16 protein-coding genes are annotated in these 18,076 nt (G+C 42.5%); 7 read left to right on the top strand and 9 right to left on the bottom strand.

Translation table 11 applies throughout. The features are described from left to right. Positions 1-9: 9 nt before the first annotated feature. The 4 genes from ZOBGAL_RS17990 to ZOBGAL_RS18005 are packed head-to-tail and all read left to right on the top strand — an operon-like array spanning position 10 to position 3,654. The gene (locus ZOBGAL_RS17990; protein ID WP_013995149.1) at positions 10-1,623 is read left to right on the top strand and encodes a glutamate synthase-related protein; all 1,614 of its coding nucleotides are present in this window, start codon (positions 10-12) and stop codon (positions 1,621-1,623) included. Positions 1,624-1,633: 10 nt separating this feature from the next. Further along, complete coding sequence (locus tag ZOBGAL_RS17995; RefSeq protein WP_013995150.1) at positions 1,634-2,368, top strand: hypothetical protein; 735 nt, start codon at positions 1,634-1,636, stop codon at positions 2,366-2,368. 2 nt (positions 2,369-2,370) lie between these two features. Continuing rightward, the gene (locus ZOBGAL_RS22890) at positions 2,371-3,024 is read left to right on the top strand and encodes an NAD(P)H-hydrate epimerase (RefSeq protein ID WP_013995151.1); all 654 of its coding nucleotides are present in this window, start codon (positions 2,371-2,373) and stop codon (positions 3,022-3,024) included. 6 nt (positions 3,025-3,030) lie between these two features. Next, the gene (locus ZOBGAL_RS18005) at positions 3,031-3,654 is read left to right on the top strand and encodes a Pycsar system effector family protein (RefSeq protein WP_013995152.1); all 624 of its coding nucleotides are present in this window, start codon (positions 3,031-3,033) and stop codon (positions 3,652-3,654) included. On the opposite strand, the gene ZOBGAL_RS18010 is transcribed toward ZOBGAL_RS18005, so the two are convergent. Then, positions 3,651-4,010 (bottom strand): hypothetical protein, encoded by a 360-nt coding sequence (locus ZOBGAL_RS18010; RefSeq protein ID WP_013995153.1) that lies wholly within the window; start codon positions 4,008-4,010, stop codon positions 3,651-3,653. The two genes, ZOBGAL_RS18005 and ZOBGAL_RS18010, sit on opposite strands and share 4 nt — an antisense overlap. A gap of 229 nt (positions 4,011-4,239) precedes the next feature. On the opposite strand from ZOBGAL_RS18010, the gene ZOBGAL_RS18015 reads away from it, so the two are divergent. After that, positions 4,240-5,685 carry a sulfatase gene (locus tag ZOBGAL_RS18015; protein ID WP_013995154.1) on the top strand — a complete coding sequence of 482 codons (1,446 nt, stop codon included), beginning with the start codon at positions 4,240-4,242 and terminating at the stop codon, positions 5,683-5,685. A 10-nt stretch (positions 5,686-5,695) separates the two neighbouring features. On the opposite strand, the gene ZOBGAL_RS18020 is transcribed toward ZOBGAL_RS18015, so the two are convergent. The 6 genes from ZOBGAL_RS18020 to ZOBGAL_RS18045 all read right to left on the bottom strand — a co-directional run bounded on the left by ZOBGAL_RS18020 (position 5,696) and on the right by ZOBGAL_RS18045 (position 13,134). Then, positions 5,696-6,364, bottom strand: a complete 669-nt coding sequence (locus tag ZOBGAL_RS18020; protein WP_013995155.1) for an SCO family protein — start codon at positions 6,362-6,364, stop codon at positions 5,696-5,698. Positions 6,365-6,872: 508 nt separating this feature from the next. Next, complete coding sequence (locus ZOBGAL_RS18025) at positions 6,873-8,228, bottom strand: hypothetical protein (protein WP_013995156.1); 1,356 nt, start codon at positions 8,226-8,228, stop codon at positions 6,873-6,875. A gap of 253 nt (positions 8,229-8,481) precedes the next feature. Next, positions 8,482-9,600 (bottom strand): DNA polymerase III subunit beta, encoded by a 1,119-nt coding sequence (gene dnaN, locus ZOBGAL_RS18030; RefSeq protein ID WP_013995157.1) that lies wholly within the window; start codon positions 9,598-9,600, stop codon positions 8,482-8,484. A 130-nt stretch (positions 9,601-9,730) separates the two neighbouring features. Next, on the bottom strand, positions 9,731-11,401 hold the full coding sequence (gene gldG / locus ZOBGAL_RS18035; protein ID WP_013995158.1) for a gliding motility-associated ABC transporter substrate-binding protein GldG: 1,671 nt from the start codon (positions 11,399-11,401) through the stop codon (positions 9,731-9,733). Beyond that, positions 11,401-12,132: a gliding motility-associated ABC transporter permease subunit GldF gene (gene gldF, locus ZOBGAL_RS18040; RefSeq protein WP_013995159.1), complete on the bottom strand. Its 732-nt coding sequence runs from the start codon at positions 12,130-12,132 to the stop codon at positions 11,401-11,403. The genes gldG and gldF overlap by 1 nt, the downstream gene beginning before the upstream one ends. Positions 12,133-12,300: 168 nt before the next feature. Further along, entirely contained in the window at positions 12,301-13,134 is an 834-nt protein-coding gene (locus tag ZOBGAL_RS18045; RefSeq protein WP_013995160.1) for an SAM hydrolase/SAM-dependent halogenase family protein, read from the bottom strand. A gap of 290 nt (positions 13,135-13,424) precedes the next feature. On the opposite strand from ZOBGAL_RS18045, the gene ZOBGAL_RS18050 reads away from it, so the two are divergent. Beyond that, on the top strand, positions 13,425-14,378 hold the full coding sequence (locus ZOBGAL_RS18050) for a PhoH family protein (protein WP_013995161.1): 954 nt from the start codon (positions 13,425-13,427) through the stop codon (positions 14,376-14,378). A 38-nt stretch (positions 14,379-14,416) separates the two neighbouring features. Continuing rightward, positions 14,417-15,367, top strand: a complete 951-nt coding sequence (locus ZOBGAL_RS18055; protein WP_013995162.1) for a phosphoribosylaminoimidazolesuccinocarboxamide synthase — start codon at positions 14,417-14,419, stop codon at positions 15,365-15,367. 4 nt (positions 15,368-15,371) lie between these two features. On the opposite strand, the gene ZOBGAL_RS18060 is transcribed toward ZOBGAL_RS18055, so the two are convergent. Continuing rightward, positions 15,372-16,028, bottom strand: a complete 657-nt coding sequence (locus ZOBGAL_RS18060) for a 3'-5' exonuclease (RefSeq protein WP_013995163.1) — start codon at positions 16,026-16,028, stop codon at positions 15,372-15,374. After that, the gene (locus ZOBGAL_RS18065; RefSeq protein ID WP_013995164.1) at positions 16,028-17,953 is read right to left on the bottom strand and encodes a DUF294 nucleotidyltransferase-like domain-containing protein; all 1,926 of its coding nucleotides are present in this window, start codon (positions 17,951-17,953) and stop codon (positions 16,028-16,030) included. Before ZOBGAL_RS18065 ends, ZOBGAL_RS18060 begins: the two co-directional genes overlap by 1 nt. Positions 17,954-18,076 lie beyond the last annotated feature (123 nt).

Genomic DNA, 18,076 nt, shown 5'->3' on the forward strand with positions numbered 1-18,076 from the left:
ACTCATCTTATGAAAAAACCAATTGCAATTGCCCAAGTATCATCCTTAGAAAATAAGAAACCGGAACACGCACTGGTCAACGGTTTGGATTTGGTTATCGTAAAATTTGACGATGATATTTCTGTATTGTACGGTAGATGCTTGCATAGGGGAGCTTTGATGTCAGACGGCCATGTAGATGGCCATAATCTTATCTGTGGGGTTCACGGTTGGGATTATAGAGTAGATACCGGGGTCTCGGAATACAATAATGCTGAGGTTTTACATAAGTTTTCTACTAAAATTGAAGGCGACAGTCTTTTTGTAGATGAGGAAGAGATCGATGCCTATTTGGTAGATAGTCCACAGCCCTTTAACAGGGATGCCTATTTAGGCGCTTACGCAGATACCCATCCTGAAGAGACAGAACCTTATACGGGGTATATAAAAGAGTTAGCTACTAACGGATTGAAGAATCTGGGTCACCATGGTTTTTCCGCATCTATGGGAGTGGATAGAAATACCTTGCCAAAATGGAACGATATTCAATTTTTGCCGGCCCAATTGGCGAGCAGGCCTTTGCTAGATGAAGACGGTGTGGCAACAAAGGTAGTGATCGGACCTAAAGCAAAGAAACCATTGACCTTAGATATTCCGTTGTTTGTCAGTGATATGAGTTTCGGCGCCTTATCGCGCGAAGCTAAAATAGCATTGTCAAAAGGTGCGCAATTAGCGGGTACGGGTATTTGTTCGGGAGAAGGCGGAATGCTGCCTCAGGAACAGGAAAATAACAGCAAGTATTTTTACGAATTGGCTTCGGCAAAGTTTGGATTTACTTGGGATAAGCTAGACAAAGTTCAAGCTTTTCATTTTAAAGGCGGACAAGGAGCTAAAACAGGTACGGGTGGTCATTTACCAGGTGCTAAAGTAAGTAAGGAAATTGCTGAGGTAAGAGGTTTAAAAGAAGGAGAGACTGCAATTTCACCAGCCACTTTCCCAGATTTTCATGGTGTAGATGACTTCAAATCTTTCGCAGCGCAGGTAAGAGAGCGTACAGGGGGTATACCGATTGGATTCAAAATTGCAGCAAGTCATATAGAAAAAGATATTCAATTTGCATTAGATGTGGGTGTCGATTATATCATTTTAGATGGTAGAGGGGGAGGTACCGGTTCTGCGCCTACCATTTTAAGGGATAATATCAACATACCCACTATACCCGCTTTGGCAAGGGCAAGAAAGTATCTGGACAAAGTCGGTGCAACTGACGTAACTTTAGTAATTACCGGAGGCTTGCGAATTGCGGAAGATTTTGCAAAGGCCTTGATGTTGGGTGCAGATGCTATTGCGGTTTCCAACTCGGCTTTACAGGCTATCGGTTGCTTGGGTATGCGGGCCTGTGGAAGCAATAACTGTCCGGTAGGGATCGCTACACAAAAAGAATCGCTGCGCAGTAGGTTGATAATTGAGTCTTCGGCAAAACAATTACACAACTATTTCGATGCAACAAATAACTTGATAAAAGTGGTCGCAAGAGCTTGTGGCCATGATGATGTTTCAAAATTCAACTTTGATGACCTCGCTACGTACAATTATGATATGCATAAACTAACCGGAATTAATTACGCCGGTGTAAACGCCTAAAAAAATAACTATGGAAAAAATGATGCATTTAGCAGCACAATATTTAGCTGCGGCAGGAATAAGTTTTGTAGAGAAGAAGGCAGATGATAGCCATACGAATCTTGGGTGGTCAATTGATAAACAAGGTCTAGAAACACACCCGTTATCAATAGATGGCGATGTTCTTGCCTTAAACTATAATACCTTTTCCTTAGAATGGAATTCCCCTAAGAACAATGCTTCTTTTGCACTGGATGGAAAAACCCATGAGCAAGTATTGGAGTGGCTAACGAATTCGGCGGATGCATTTTTGGGTAAGAAGTATACCTATGATTTTCATTATGACCTGCCGTATTCAATTGATGATTCTTTCACCTTTAAACTAGATGCGCATAAATTAAAGGAGCTTACCGGTTTAAGGACTTTGGCGCAATCTAGTTTAGAAAAGACACTTGAGGCAAATGGTTTATCATCAGACATCCGTATTTGGCCCCATCACTTCGATTCAGGTGCTTACGTTATTATCTCTGATGATTTGTCTATTGGCTTTGGTTTAGCTGTACCCGATACGATGATCAATGAGCACTATTTTTATATCAGCGGATACAAAGGTCACGATGGCATAGAAACATCAAATTTTACTTCGCTTTCTATGGGTGAATGGAAAAACGAAGGATTTAAAGGAGCAGTTTTACCGGCTACAAAAATTAACGAAGCTCAAGTCGTACATTTTTTTACGGAAGCTATCAATACCTATAAAAAGTAAATATGCAGGTAACCAGTCTTTCATTAGAAGCCTTTAAAGAGATGGATTATTGGGCAGTTGAAAAATATAAGCTGTCCATTGAATTGATGATGGAAAATGCCGGACTTCAATTAGCCAGATTAGTCGCTAAAAAGGCAACTCAGAGTTCAGTCGTCACAATTGGTGTGGGTAATGGAAACAATGGTGGTGGCGGATTGGTAGCAGCCCGTAGACTGGCTGCTTGGGGGTTTAAGGTGTATTTAGATGTGGTAGTGCCTATTACCAAAGACCTGCCCAAAACACAATTGGAACGAGCCTTGTTATTCGGGGCTAAAGAAGGCATACCGGAAACAACGGATATTTGGGTAGATGCCTATTTAGGGTTTTCACAACGGTTACCCTTGTCAGATGCCTTTGCCAAAAGTATTGGGCTGGCCAACGCATCATCGGCATTTAGAATATCATTGGATATTCCCATCGGTATTTCCAAAAATGGTGAGTTATCGGGATTTGAAGCAGACCAGGTAATGACCTTGGCGGCGCCTAAAACGATATTGGAGCAATTGCCAAGTGGCATAGAAGTGTTTGTGGCCGATTTGGGAATCCCTAAGGCTGTTTATAGACATTTTAATGTAGAGATGCCTGATTTTTCAAAGAATCAACTAATCGCTTTATAATACGATATGAAAGACGCTAAGGCGAAAGCAAAAATAATCGATACGCAATTGATTGCCGAACTGGGAATTGATAAGGAGAAGCTAAAAGAACTAAAGAAGAAACTTTTAAAAGTAGAACCGCGCTCGGAACGGGGTGCGGAAACTTTGTTTCGCTTGGTATCTAGAAACCAGTATACCTTGAATACCATGATCGATAGAAAATCGAACATTCTTATTTCCATCAACGCCCTTATTCTTTCCATTATCTTGGGAACGGTACTCACGCAATTGGACAAAGACCCGCATCTTATATTTCCGGCGATCATAATGTTGGGAACCAATCTCATCTCTATCGGGTATGCCATATTTGCTACGAGACCCGAACTTACACACGGAAATAAGGCAACGAACAACCTTTTGTTCTACGGTAATTTTAATACCATGGAAGAAGAGCAGTACACCGAAGAGCTCACCAGCTTAATGTACAAAGGAGACGAACTTTACAAGACCATAGCAAAAGATACTTTTCATTTGGGAAAGACCATAGATAAAAAATTCAAACTCCTTAGAACCTCTTTTCATGTCTTCTTGGTGGGCATCGTCTTAGCGGTGATAGGGTTCATTATTTGCCATATTATGTTTGCCTTTTAATTTAGTAATTCGGGCTTGGTAGGGATCCTGAAACAACGTTCTTCCCCTAAATAAAGCGGATCCCCATATTTTTCAGACCAAAAGCCATCGAGGATGTCCTTGCTGATGCATTGGTATACGGCAACGCCCTTGTAAATATTTTGGTCTTCGCCGACATACCTGAAGTTTATAACAAGGATATTGTTTTTGAAAAAGCCGGTACCGGCTTGCTCTTGCTTCGCGCCGATAGTCCATTTGGCAACGATTCTGGCATTCCTGTCTAAAGATAAAACCAGTTTTCCTTTATACGAATGCGGTTCGGCATCTTGATTGCTTCCTATAATCGAATACTCGCCAACGAGGTCCTGAACGGTCATATCATTTTCTTTGGAGCGCAAAACTATTGAAAATTTAGTTGGGCTTTTTTCCTATCCTAGAATTTAAATTCCCCATTGCAATGCCGATATCTCTTGTTCTATCTATATTTCAATATATTTAGGGGGAAAGTAGTCGTGCCTTTTTTTAGAAGACCATAGGGAAAGATGTGAGAACACCTCCGGTCTTGGGTTCTCGATCTAAGATTACGGAGAAAAAAATATAGAGATAATGAAAAACGGAATAATGACCCTGGTGGCCCTTGGCCTAATTTTGATAGGTTGCAAAGAGAAAAAACCGGCAGGAGAAGTACCGGAGGCTAAAGGTCAAACGAAACCTAAAAATGTAGTTTTTATTTTAGTCGATGATTTGGGGTGGAAAGATTTGGCTTGCTATGGTAGTTCCTTTTATGAGACGCCTAATATTGATAAGTTGGCGGCTCAAAGTAATCGGTTTACCAATGCTTATAGCCCCAATCCCGTTTGTTCGCCCAGTAGAGCGGCCCTAATGACGGGTAAATATCCCACTAGGGTAGGGATAACGGATTGGATTCCCGGTTATGAAAATAAAAACACCTTACTACAGGGGCCTGAAGACTTGTATGAATTGCCTTTGGAGGAAGTCACTCTTGCGGAGGTACTAAAGGAAGCGGATTATAAAACGTTTTTTGCAGGGAAGTGGCACTTGGGCGACACCGGTTTTTATCCGGAAGACCAAGGATTTGACATAAACAAAGGCGGTCATCACAAGGGGCGTCCGCCAGGAGGCTATTATTCGCCCTATAAAAACCCGAAACTTTCAGATGGCCCGGAAGGCGAATATTTAACCGACAGGCTTACTAATGAATCTATGGCGTTTTTAGAGGAGAATAAAGACCATCCGTTTTTATTATATCTATCCTATTACACCGTTCATACGCCTATTCAGGCCTCAAAAAAACACATAGCGAAATTCGAGGCAAAGAAGCAGGCCTTAAAAGATAGCGTGGCATTGTTCAAAAAAGAAGGAATAGGGCAAACGGTAATCAACCAATACAATGCAGCCTATGCTTCTATGGTATATGCACTGGATGAGAATGTAGGTAGGCTTCTGGAAAAAATGGAAGCTTTGGATATAATGGATAATACTTTGGTGATTTTTACTTCTGATAATGGAGGACTGACCACGCTTATGGCCAACCGAAAGGCGCCAACCAGTGTAAGACCGTTAAGAGCGGGTAAGGGCTGGGCTTATGAAGGAGGAATTAGGATCCCGCTTTTGATCAAGAGACCGGGACAAAAGCAGGGAAATGAAATTGATGCTCCTGTTATTAGTATGGACATGTTCCCTACAATCTTAAGCGAACTTGATTTGCCGCTTCGGCCAGATTTACATCAAGACGGAATCAGTCTTTCCCCCTTACTGGATGGAAAGGAAAATGTGTCCCATAAGAGTTTGTTTTGGGATTATCCGCATTATCACGGTAGTGGATGGACTCCAGGGCAAGCCGTTAGAAAAGGGGATTGGAAACTCATCTATTTTTATGAGGATGACCTCTATGAATTGTATAATTTGAAGGAAGATATCTCAGAGGAGCATAATGTGGCGCAAACCCGAGCAGATAAATTAGAAGAGTTGAAAGAAGCGTTAAAGTATTATAATGAAAAACTAGAGGCACCCAGGCCTACACGTAAATAAGGGCTTGGTTTTATAAATCCTCCTTTTGTAAGGTCTTGATATCAATGGCCAACCGGCTAACATCCTTGTCGCTTGTGCCGTTGTAAACACCCCGAATTCTATTCTTTTTGTCGATTAAAATAAAGTTTGGGGTATGGATAAAATCCTGTAACCCACCGTCCCCTTGATTTATCACGGCAAAGTAACTTTTACGGGCCAGCTCGTAAATGTGTTTTTTGTCGCCCGTGGTAATATGCCACTTTCCGTCAATGGCACCGTGTTTGTTGGCGTATTTCCTTAAAACCGATACGCTGTCAATTTCAGGGGTAACGGACATGGATAGAAACATCACATCATCGTCGTTCAGGAAGGCCTTTTGCAATTTTTTCATATGGTTGGCCATAATAGGGCAAATATTGGGGCACCGGGTAAAGAAGAAATCGGCCACGTAAATTTTGTCTTTGTAATTCTCTTGGGTAATGGGGGTATTGTTCTGGTCGATTAAACTGAAATTGGCGACCTTGTGCTTGTTTAAACTGCCCTGAATGGAAAGGTCTACTAATTCGGAATTGAAGTCGGTAGCGTTAAAAATAGGGAGTTTTTTCTCCGTGGAAAAAAGAAGGAATAAAAAAAGGCCAACGCAAATAGGTAGTAAGGCTATGGCGATAAAAGAATACTTCGTTTTTTTTGATGCACTCATGGCATTGTTAAATTTATAGTACCGATGTTTCGATTTTTATATCGGCATGCCCCAAGCCTTATAAAATTCGGCTTCAATGGTCTGGGCCTCCTCTTTTTTTTCCTTGGAGCCTTAAACTCTGGTAGAGCCCCATAAGTGACCATCCGTTTTGCCTTAAGTTATCTAAATTCTCGGTATAAGTCTTTTCGACTTTTTACTATTCATGATATCAATGGTTCGGTTGGTGTCTATTTCGATGTTAGAAAGTTTAACATGGGCATAGGACCTCCCTTTTGAAATCATCCCAATCTAAGTTGCACAGAACTATGTAATTACTAATATATTAATTAAATAAAAAAAACAATGCAGTTCTGTGTAAAGCGAAGTTTTTTATGTTCGCTTGACCCCGTTTTTTGTGTAAATGGAATAGGTGTAAACGAGAACAAGCCCTTTTTTGGGGCTTGTTCTTAAGTGCGTTAAAAGTGCAAGGTGTTAACCTTATATGGCTTGCGATAAAACAATTTAACGATTAGGGTTGATAAGAAGGTAGCTCAACAACGTATGATTCTACAGATTTGCCATCTTCGCTACCGCTCCAATCCGAACCAAAAAGTACGCGTGTTCCTGTGGGACTGATGACGGCATGTGGCTCACCCCAATAACCGAATTCGTCCTCGTCCGCCCTGTGGTGTCCAATACGGTATACTTCTACATTTCCAGGTTCAACCCGGGCTATGACCAATTCTTGGTCTAATAGTTTTTGTCCGTCTTTTTCAAAACCGACCATAGAGGCTGCGATCCATCCCGGATTTTTATGGGCTACGGCAGAAATATGCGTACCACTTTTAGGATAATCATACCCTAAATCTTCAGATATTACGGGGATACAATCGCCCGTATTCAAATCATAGGCAATGATATTGCCCAAACAGCCTCCACGCGGACCTTCGCCAAAACTCACTGAAAAATCGGTATCGCTTCCGTTGGCCATTTGACCCAAACACGAATGTTCGGGCTTATTTTTATTCAGTTGGGCCTTTAAATTGCCATTAGTATCGTATGAGGATACATTGTGGTAAAAAAGATTACCGCTTGGAGCAGGCATGGCGGCCGTATAATTAACATCGCCTACCTTGAGAAGGGTTAGTTTTTTGGTCGAAAAGCGATAGGAGTAGGTTTGGTCGTTATTACAGCGGAAACCGATAACATCTGAATCCCACGACATCATCTGTACATCGTTGCCCATACTGATGCTTCCGTTACAGCCTGTAAGTTCTTTAAGGTTTACCATGATTTCTTTGTTACCCGATGACACGGTATACTTGATAAAATCGTCGGTAGATTTATCGAGGTAATATAGAATGTCGGCTTCGTTAAAATCCCAAAACAGCTGCTCTAGGTCATCGGGGCGAACATCGTCGAGGTTTCTGATAAAGGCATAGGTCTTACCGTCTAGTAATTGATGTACGCCATTGGTCTGGTCGTATAGGATCATTCTGCTCTCATCGGCATTCCATGCTTGAATGGTACTGTACATGGGTTTAATGACACTACCGTTGCCGCCATTTGAGATTCTACGGATGATCGTTCCAAAGGATGGGTCGACAATGGTCTTTAAGTATTCGGGCTTTGCTACATCTTGCATGGGGTGTGGCTCTAAATCGTTAGCGATTAGTTCCGTAGCTACATCAATAGGGGTTTCGTTTTCGCCCTCGGTATTTTCATCGGTATCTTCCTCTTCCTCGGTGTTCTCTTCTTCGGTAGGGGTTTCCGTTTCTTGTTCCTCGGAATCGTCATTCGTAACCAAGCCTAAGTTGTCGTTCGTACAGCTTATAACACAGAAACCGATGCTTAATAAGAATAGATAAATCTTCAACTTTTTCATACAATTTTAATTTCGGGGTTTAAAGATGTACGAAATAAACGACGGTCTAGTTGTTGTATTATAATTTTTTTGAAGGAATAAGGGAGTGGTAAGCTGGTGATTTACTTCGTTTTATGCTTCTTCCTTTAGAGATTGGCAGGCGCATCAGGGCATTCCGACTTAATATAGGGCAGAATGAAGCGTAAGGATTTTTTTCAATAAAAAAAGCCCCGGAACATATTCCAGGGCTCTACTTTATATTGGGGTAATGTTCTTAGCTATTAAGCATAACCGGCATAACCAACATGGTTACATTTTCACCTTCGTCCAGTCCGTCGATAGGGGTAAGGATACCTGCTCTGTTCGGCAAGCTCATTTCCAAGGAAACATCATCGGAATTGAGATTGTTCAACATTTCGGTCAAGAATCGGGAGTTAAAGCCAATTTGCATATCGTCACCTTGGTAAGAACAGGTCAAACGCTCTTCGGCCTTGTTGCTGTAATCGATATCCTCGGCAGAAATATTCAATTCGGCCCCTGCGATTTTTAAACGTATCTGGTGGGTAGTCTTGTTAGAGAAAATAGCGACCCTTTTTACCGAGCTCAAAAATTGATTTCGGGCAATAGAAAGTACATTAGGATTCTCCTTAGGGATTACTGCTTCGTAGTTCGGATATTTTCCATCGATCAAACGACAGATAAGTTCGGTATTTTCAAAACTGAACTTGGCATTACTGTCATTGTATTCGATAACGACATCAGATTCGCTACCGGACAAAATTCCCTTTAAGAGTGTTAAGGGTTTCTTCGGCATTATAAATTCGGCTACTTGCGAAGCCGTAACATCCGTTCTTTGATATTTTACCAATTTGTGGGCATCGGTAGCGACAAAGGTTAGGTTTTCGGGTGAGAATTGAAAAAAGACACCGCTCATCACCGGCCTAAGGTCATCGTTACCGGCCGCAAATATGGTTTTGTCAATGGCCGTGGCCAAAATATCGCCGAGAAGGGTAGTTGAACTAGGGTTGGCCAGTTCAACGGCTTTCGGAAATTCGGCACCATCTGCATAGGCCAAGGCATACTTACCATGGTTTGAGCTGATCTCTACCGTATTGTTATCCTCTACAACAAAGGTCAAGGGCTGTTCGGGAAAAGTCTTTAGGGTTTCCAATAAAAGACGCGCCGGAACGGCAATGGTCCCTTGGTTGTCAGAATCCACATCCAGTACCGAACTCATTGTAGTTTCAAGATCCGAAGCGGAGACCGTTAGTTTATTGTTGTCAAGGTCGAATAAAAAATTATCTAAAATAGGTAGCGTGTTGCTATTGTTGATAACACCACCTAAAACTTGTAACTGCTTTAAGAGATACGTACTGGATACTATGAATTTCATAGGAGAATCGTTATTTCAATTTGTGGGATATAGTGTCTAAAAATGTCTCGAAATTAAACCAAGTTCCGAAAAACTCAGTGAAACAAAGATATTTGAAATGCATTTTTTACCGAAACAAACTTATTAACATCTAGGCCCCGTATTTGCGCTTTCTAAAATAGTTGAAAAATGCCCCAAAAAGAAGTGTCAATCCTACGGGAAGCCCAATATTTATTAGCTGCCAATAGCTTTTATGGTCGACAATCTTTTTGGCGTCCATGAGGGGTACGGCCACTTTTTTATTTCGAATGTTTATAAGTCCTTTTTCGTCTAAAAGGTAATTCATGGCGTTTATTAAAAATTCTTTGTTTCCATAATAGTTGTTTGTCCACTTGTCGTAACCCAATTCCAAGGGCCTATTGTTCCGTACCTGATTGCGTATGATGTCGCCATCCGAAATTACCAACATGGCATTCTCTTGACCTTGGTCAAGGGTGCCTTTCAAGGCTACCGGCTTGACCCGATTGGCGAATGCCGATGTAAATTTACCGTTGATAAGAACGGCCAAGGGGTTGTTGCCCTTGTTGTAGCGTTCTTTGTCGGGAGGGGTGTTTAGGTCTATAAGGTCTAGACTGATTTGCTTAGGTGTACCGTCTAATTTTGACAGGGGCGAACTCGACAGTAGTATGGTCTTTTTATTGCTATTGGCCAAGGTATCTATAGAGTTGGCAAATTGAAACCGTATGGCCTCAAGGTTATTGTTTATAGGATGGTCGTTTTTTGAAAAGACCATCGGGTGGTAATACCAAGGAACGGGATTGTACTGTGAATCGTTTCCTTCTCCCGATGCAATTACGATTTGGGTGAAATACATATCGTTCACCAAATTGCCGTTGACCCGTACACCGTACTTAAAGAAGAAATCGGTAAGGTTTAAGTCCCTCGGAAGCGCCATGGCCGTACCACTTTGATTAAAAAGGCTGTCCAATTCCATATTCACCTGGTCGATAAGCCACATCGACTTGCCCCCGTTTACGATGTATTGGTCGAGCACATATTTTTCGGCATCGGTAAAGGCTTCGGTAGGTTTGGCGATCAGGGCAAGGTCAAATTCCTTTAATTGGTCTAGGGTCCCCTGCGGATTGTTGGTCACCGAATCAAGTGTAATGGCACCTATATTATAATACTCACGAATGGAGGTGAGAAAATCAGCGATATAAATATCATCAAGTTCGCCATTCCCCTTTAATATGGCAATTCGTTTTTTCTCGGTAAGGTTTACCTTGGCAAATGCATCGCTAAAGGCATATTCCAAGTTCTGTACAGAATTGTTGACCCGGTCCTCGGTGGAGGCCCCTAACTTATTCTTGAGCAAGGGCACCTTAACGGTCTTGTTCTTATAGTTGACCATGGCCCAAGGAAAAACGATTTCTTGTGACACCTTGCCACTGTCCTCTACGGTAACTTGTGCGGGTTTTAGGCCCAATGCCTGTAGGTCGGTAAGTGTGCCTTCAATGTTTTCGGTATCTTCAAGCGGGTCTACAAAATTGAATTTTATATTGTTGTTCTTACTGGCGAATTCCTCCAGCAACTGGCGTGTCTCGGTCTTTAGTCTTAAGAATTCAGGAGGGAGGTTGCCCTCCAGGAGCACATCTACGATAACCGGTTGGTCAAAATTTTCTACCGTGTTCAAGGCTTCCTGCGATAGGGTATACCTTTGGTCTTCGGTAAGGTCAAAACGGGTATACACCCAACCGGAGGCAAAATTGATTATCAGTAGAACGATCAATGCGGCAACTACGCCAATAGCATTTTTCTTCATTATCGGTTTGTGTTTTTAAGCTTTTCTACCGTAAGAAAAAGAAAGAAAGCGGTCAAGGAAACAAAATAAACCAGGTCTCGGGTGTCGAGTACGCCCCGGGCAATACTCTCAAAGTGATGTTTCATACCCAATTTTTGAACAAAAACAACGGTTTCACTGGTATCCATAATGGTAGCCAGACCTTCAAAACCATAATACAGTATAAAACAAAGTACGAGCCCCGTAATGAAGGCTACGATCTGGTTTTCCGAGAGCGTAGACGCAAAAAGCCCCACGGCGGTATAACAGGCCATTAGGAATAGGGTCCCGAAATACGAACCTATGACCAGGCCCGTATCTATATTACCTGCCGTAGTGCCCAACTGGGATACGGTGTAAGCATAAAGCAAGGTCGGGATCAGGGCAATTACTCCCAAAGCCAAGGTGCCCAGAAATTTACCTAAAACGGTTTGCCAAAGGGTAAGTGGCTTGATAAAGAGCAATTCTAAGGTGCCTAGTTTTTTCTCCTCCGAGAAACTTTTCATGGTAATGGCGGGAATCAAAAAAAGAAAGACCCACGGGGCCAACAGAAAAAAGTTGCCCAAATCGGCAAATCCGTAGTCGAAAATATTGAACGGTCCCTTGAAAACCCATAGAAACAGTCCGTTGAGAACAAGAAAAAGGCCGATGACCAAATACCCTATGGGCGAAGTAAAGAACGATTGTATTTCACGTTTGAAAATGGCGAGCATATATAAAGCTTCTAGATTGTGGTGTATTTCTTCCGGTCGGTCTGAAATACAGCTAGGTTTGAGGTTGTTTTATGATGAAAGCTTAAAACCATGTCATCAAATTTATAAACAATTTCAATTTAAACCAGTATTTGTTCGATTCATTCTTAATCGGTTTGTAGGCGATTTCTATACAAAGCTAATGGTAACGGTATCCCTGTAATCGAGTCCGAGTAGGGTAGAGGCCCCACCTACGGTGTTCAGGTCACTTTTGTATATGGACAATTGCACATATCCGGCACTGTTAAAAAGGGCCAAAAGATCACCAGCTCCCTTACGCTGGCTTCTTTCTAGGTCAAAATTGATAATGTCACTATACTTATTATGTATTTTCTTGATTTTGGTCGTACGGGCGTTGAGTTCAAAATCGCGTCCCTTACGGTAGGCTTCAAAATAGTTCCTATGGATATTGGTCACCACGTTTCCGTAGTTGTCTATATAGATAACGCTGCCGATGATTTTGTTACCGTTATCGGTGGCGCTGGGGGCAAATTCCCTAAGCTCCTTCAATCCGTCAAAAGGCTTGCCCACAACTTCCAAGGTACCTCCACGGGCAATATGGCAGGCTACCTGTACAAAAACGTCAAGCACGGGAAAGGAACCGTGGCTGGGGTTGGGTATGTTCAGTTCCACGACTTTTTCGGGCTGGACCTCACTGGTAATGAGTCCGATCACCCCATTGTTGGCACTGATAAAATAATGGCCGTTTACTAGAACCGCAATATGTTGGTTTTCTGGGGTGGGTTCCGAATCTACACCAACGATATGTATGGTGCCTTCAGGAAAATGTTTGTAGGCATTCTCTAAGATATAGGCACATTCCTGAATGTTGAACGGACTTATATCATGGGAAATATCAACTATTTTTGCATCGGAGAGCTCTTTATAGATAGTTCCCTTAAGGGTACCGACAAAGTAGTCTTTTAGACCAAAATCTGTAGTAAGCGTTATAATCGGAGTCATGAATTCTTTTCATTTATATCAAGAAAAGTAGGTGTTAAACGAGCTTGGGAGGGTCGGACGATGAGGCGTGCAACGGTAATAACTACGCTAAACCGATATAGAAAGGAATGCAAGATGCTACTGGAAAATGTAAAAATCTGATTATTTAAGTTCGCTATCATACAGTAATGTTGATATGTTTTAGTTAGGCAAACTGAAATTTTCGTTAAGTTTGTTAAACAAAATTATAACAAAAAAACAGTCAGGCGAAATATTATGTTCACGGGCTCTCATTTTAACACCTCCACTTTTTGAACGAACTGATAATAGAACTTACAGAGATTAGCCCACGCGAATTTTTCGGGCAACAAAATCAAAATATAGATTTACTAAAAAAGTATTTTCCAAAGCTCAAGATCGTAGCAAGGGGAAGCAAAATTAAAGTCTACGGTGATGAAGAACTCCTCGAAGAGTTCGAACGCCGCTTTGATATGCTTACCGCCCATTTTGGCAAGTACAATAAATTAGACGAAAATAGCATTGAACGTGTGCTGACCAGCAATACGTCCCAAGACTATGAGTCTCCCGAGAACAGTGGGGAAACTTTGGTACATGGGGTTAATGGCCGTCTTATAAAACCACAGACCCTCAATCAACGAAGGTTGGTCGATGCGGCCAAGAACAACGATATGGTCTTCGCCATTGGCCCGGCAGGTACGGGAAAGACCTATACCGGCGTAGCCTTGGCGGTTAAAGCCTTGAAGGAAAAGCAGGTAAAGCGCATTATCTTAACAAGACCTGCAGTCGAGGCTGGTGAGAACCTAGGCTTCTTGCCAGGGGATTTAAAGGAGAAATTAGATCCCTATATGCAACCTTTGTACGACGGACTTAGGGATATGATACCTTCGGAAAAGCTGGCCCACTTGATAGAGAACGGAATCATTCAAATAGCCCCATTGGCCTTTATGCGCGGACGTACCTTGGATAATGCCTTTGTTATTTTGGATGAGGCCCAGAACACGACCCATGCACAAATGAAAATGTTCCTTACCCGTATGGGAAAGAACGCCAAATTTATGATTACCGGTGATCCCGGACAGATCGATTTGCCGAGAAGGGTGATTTCAGGACTCAAGGAAGCCCTTTTGATCCTTAAAAATACCCAGGGTATTGAAATTGTTTATCTCGACGATAAAGATGTGATTCGTCATAAGCTGGTAAAAAAGGTGATTGACGCATACAAGAATATAGAACACCAAAATTAATACGAAACCCTCTTTTAATAGAAAATTACCCGCATAGAATGAGCAGTACCATTACAGATACGAATTTTGAATTTCCTGGCCAGAAAAGTATTTACAAGGGCAAGGTACGTGAAGTATATGAACTTGATAATGGAATCTTGGTCATGGTTGCCACCGATCGCCTATCGGCCTTTGATGTGGTGATGCCCAAAGGTATTCCTTATAAAGGGCAGATCCTGAATCAGATCGCCACTAAAATGATGGATGCTACCAAAGATATCGTTCCCAATTGGTTAATGGCTACGCCAGACCCCAATGTAGCGGTAGGGCATGCCTGTGAACCTTTCAAGGTGGAAATGGTCATTAGGGGCTATCTTTCGGGGCATGCGGCCCGTGAATATAAAGCAGGTAAGCGTATGTTGTGCGGCGTGGCCATGCCAGAGGGAATGAAGGAAAACGATAAATTCCCCAACCCCATTATTACCCCGGCTACCAAGGCTGAAATGGGAGATCACGATGAGGATATTTCTAAAGAGGATATTTTAAAAAGAGGTATCGTCTCTAAGGAGGATTATGAAGTTTTAGAGCAATATACACAAGCCCTTTTTGAAAGGGGTACCCAAATTGCGGCCGAAAGAGGACTCATACTGGTAGATACCAAATACGAATTCGGAAAGACCAAGGACGGTAAGATTGTTTTGATAGACGAAATCCATACGCCCGATTCTTCGCGTTATTTCTATGCCGACACCTATGCGGAATTACAGGAAAAAGGCGCGCCCCAAAAACAATTGTCGAAAGAGTTCGTACGCCAATGGCTTATTGAAAACGGCTTTCAGGGGCTTGAAGGGCAAACCTTGCCCCATATGACCGATGAGTATATAGAAACGGTTTCCGAACGTTATATCGAACTGTACGAAAACATAACGGGCGAAGCTTTTCAAAAGGCCGATATATCGGATATCCAAACCCGTATTGAAAAGAACGTGTTGGCTTATTTAAAGGCTTGAAGGCCTACTTCAGTAGTTTTTTAACCGAAAAATTTTTCTTTGTTTTTAATTTTTGCAGAATCTTCATAAAGGCAATGGCGGTAATGTAGGCATCGCCTAGTGCCGTATGCCGGTCTTTTTTGGAGATATCGAATTTTTCGGCCAGCTCATCGAGTGAATATTGGGGCTTGACCGGTAACAGTGGCGATTGGATCAGGGTTCGCTTGTAAAGGACGGAAGTATCGAGAAACTTGTTCTTTAGGTCGGGCATCCCGTGCCGGTTGAGGGCCTTGTTGATCATGGTTCGGTCGAAGCCGGCATGATGGGCCACAAGAACCGAATTGCCGATGTAATCTAAAAATTGGATCAGGGCATCCAACTCCGTAATACGTTCCTTGGGCTCTTCCTGTAAAATACCGTGTATCTGAATGTTCTCGGCATGATAGAAATGCTGGTATAGATAGACCTCAAGACTTTGGTTTACATTGATATGGTTGTTCTGAAGGCTTAGGGCCCCGATAGATAAGATACGGTCGGCTTCGTAATCAAAGCCCGTAGTTTCCGTATCGAGTACCACAAAGCGGATCTTTGAGAGGTCGTTCTCCGGCTTGGCGTTGAACCGCTCTAAGTAATCCATCCAAAAATCGGGATAGTTCTTTTTTCGTTTTTTAAACAGGTTCATTAGCCCAATAGGTTTGTCACTTTAAAGCGTATTTTTAGAAGCTCCTGGAGGTCTTTAATGGTTTTAAAGCATCGCTTCAACTTGATTTTTTCTTCTTTGGTCAATTTGTTAAGCGCTATAAAACGCCCCGAGTCATTGTGTAGGAGTCCATGTCTGGTCCTGAATTTCAAAAGGGCTTTTGTAGCGTACGAGCAGGCCATGAACAATTCCTCGTTGTTGGGCTCCAGTTCGGCCAATTTTTCAAATCGCTCCGCCGTATTGTTGATCGACTTTACCTTATGGGAGAGGGTCAACACACGTGCACCATCGATCAAGGGCATCAAGGCCCTTCGTTTTACATCGAAAAAGTCTTTGTACTCGCCATCTTCCTCTACCAAGAAACTTCTGAAAAAACCACTAGGGGAAGGACTCTGCAATGCGCCACTGGCCAAGTGTAAAAAGAAGTTCGGGAATTTTTCCGTCGTATCGAATATGTGGGCACTAAGCTCGCTTACCAAATCGGGATCTCCGTACGATAGGTTGTAATCAAAAAATATGGAAGACAACAAGACCTGGTCAGGACCGGGATTGGTGATCCAATGGTAAATCCGCTCCTTCCATTCCGAAATACTGGAACACCACTCGGGGTTGGAAGCCATCATTTCAGCAGGGCAGTACTCATAGCCTATACTAAAAAGACCTTTTGTGACAATCTTGGATAGATTCAAAAAATAGGCTCGGGTCGACCTTAATAAATAATCGGGTACGTCTTCAAAGACCAAGGCGTTATCTTGATCTGTATGCAGTAATTGTTCGCTGCGCCCTTGGCTGCCCATGGCCAACCAGGCAAATTTAACCGGAGGAGGACTCTCCATCTTATCAAGTGCAATCTTGATGATCTGTTTGATGCACGCATCGTTAAGTTCCGATATGATTTTCGAGGTCAGGGTGAGGGGGATGTTCTGGTCGAGATATCCTTGAAGCAGGTTCATGATCTGCCGGCGTACGGCCTTTAGCTTTTTGAAACCATTGGCACGTTTGATGGCCTTGATCAATACCGCAGGGTTGTTGCCCAACTCGAACATGATATCATGCTTGCTTATGATACCTACGGCCTCTGTATTCGGTGTACCATCCAAGGTTAGGCATAGATGGCTGATGTTACTCTTCATCATGGCCATCTGGGCCTGGGTCACGGTCATTTTTTTCGGATAGGTAATAACTGGGGAGCTCATAATGCTTTTTGCCCTTGAGGTGATAGGAAAGAGTCCCGTTGCAATTTTATTCCTAATGTCCTTATCCGTTATGATTCCCACGGGAAGCTTGTCTTTTAAGACCAACATAGCCCCTACTTTTTTTTCGGTCATGGTAGAGGCAATGGTTTTGATCATGGTGTTTTCGGTGCAGGTGACCAGCTTTTTTGAATAGTGGACGCACTGCAGGTCTAGGAGTTGATTGTCGCCTACCTTAGCATTTTCTGTCGATTCGGAGGCCCCGTAGAGTTTGCCCCTATGACTCTTTGAATAGGGATTTCTGGTGTTCGACGCAAAGCTTTCGATAAGAAAGGTGCCTACTTCGTCGTACTTTTTTATGATCGGTTTGAAATCCACTATCGGGATGGCGTAAAGAATGGTCTCTTCGTAGGCCTTGGCCCCGATCTTATAATTTTCATTGGCAATAAGCGGCCTCAGTCCGAAGATGTCACCCTCGTCGCACAGGTCCACGACCTCGTCATTGGGTTCTTTGGTGAGTATGACCGCCCCTTTGTGCACGACATAAAAATACTTGTGCGCTTCTTCATCGATGGCGAAAATAGCCTCTCCCTTTACTTTGTAGACAATGCTTATTTCTTCCGATAGGCTTTCTATTTCTTTGATATCTATTTCATTGAAGGGGGGATAGTTTTTTAAAAAATCGGCGACCCTTGCTGAAATCGTGTTCTTCATACGGCTAATTTAGAGCTAAAGTTAGGTCAGGATTTGCATTAAACAAAGTAAAACCGACTAAAGAAACGGGTGTTAATAATCTTTGGCCCCTCCTTGTCGTTCTAGGGGGAGATTCTTAAAAGA

The organism is Zobellia galactanivorans (assembly GCF_000973105.1).
In the GTDB taxonomy this organism is placed as follows: domain Bacteria; phylum Bacteroidota; class Bacteroidia; order Flavobacteriales; family Flavobacteriaceae; genus Zobellia; species Zobellia galactanivorans.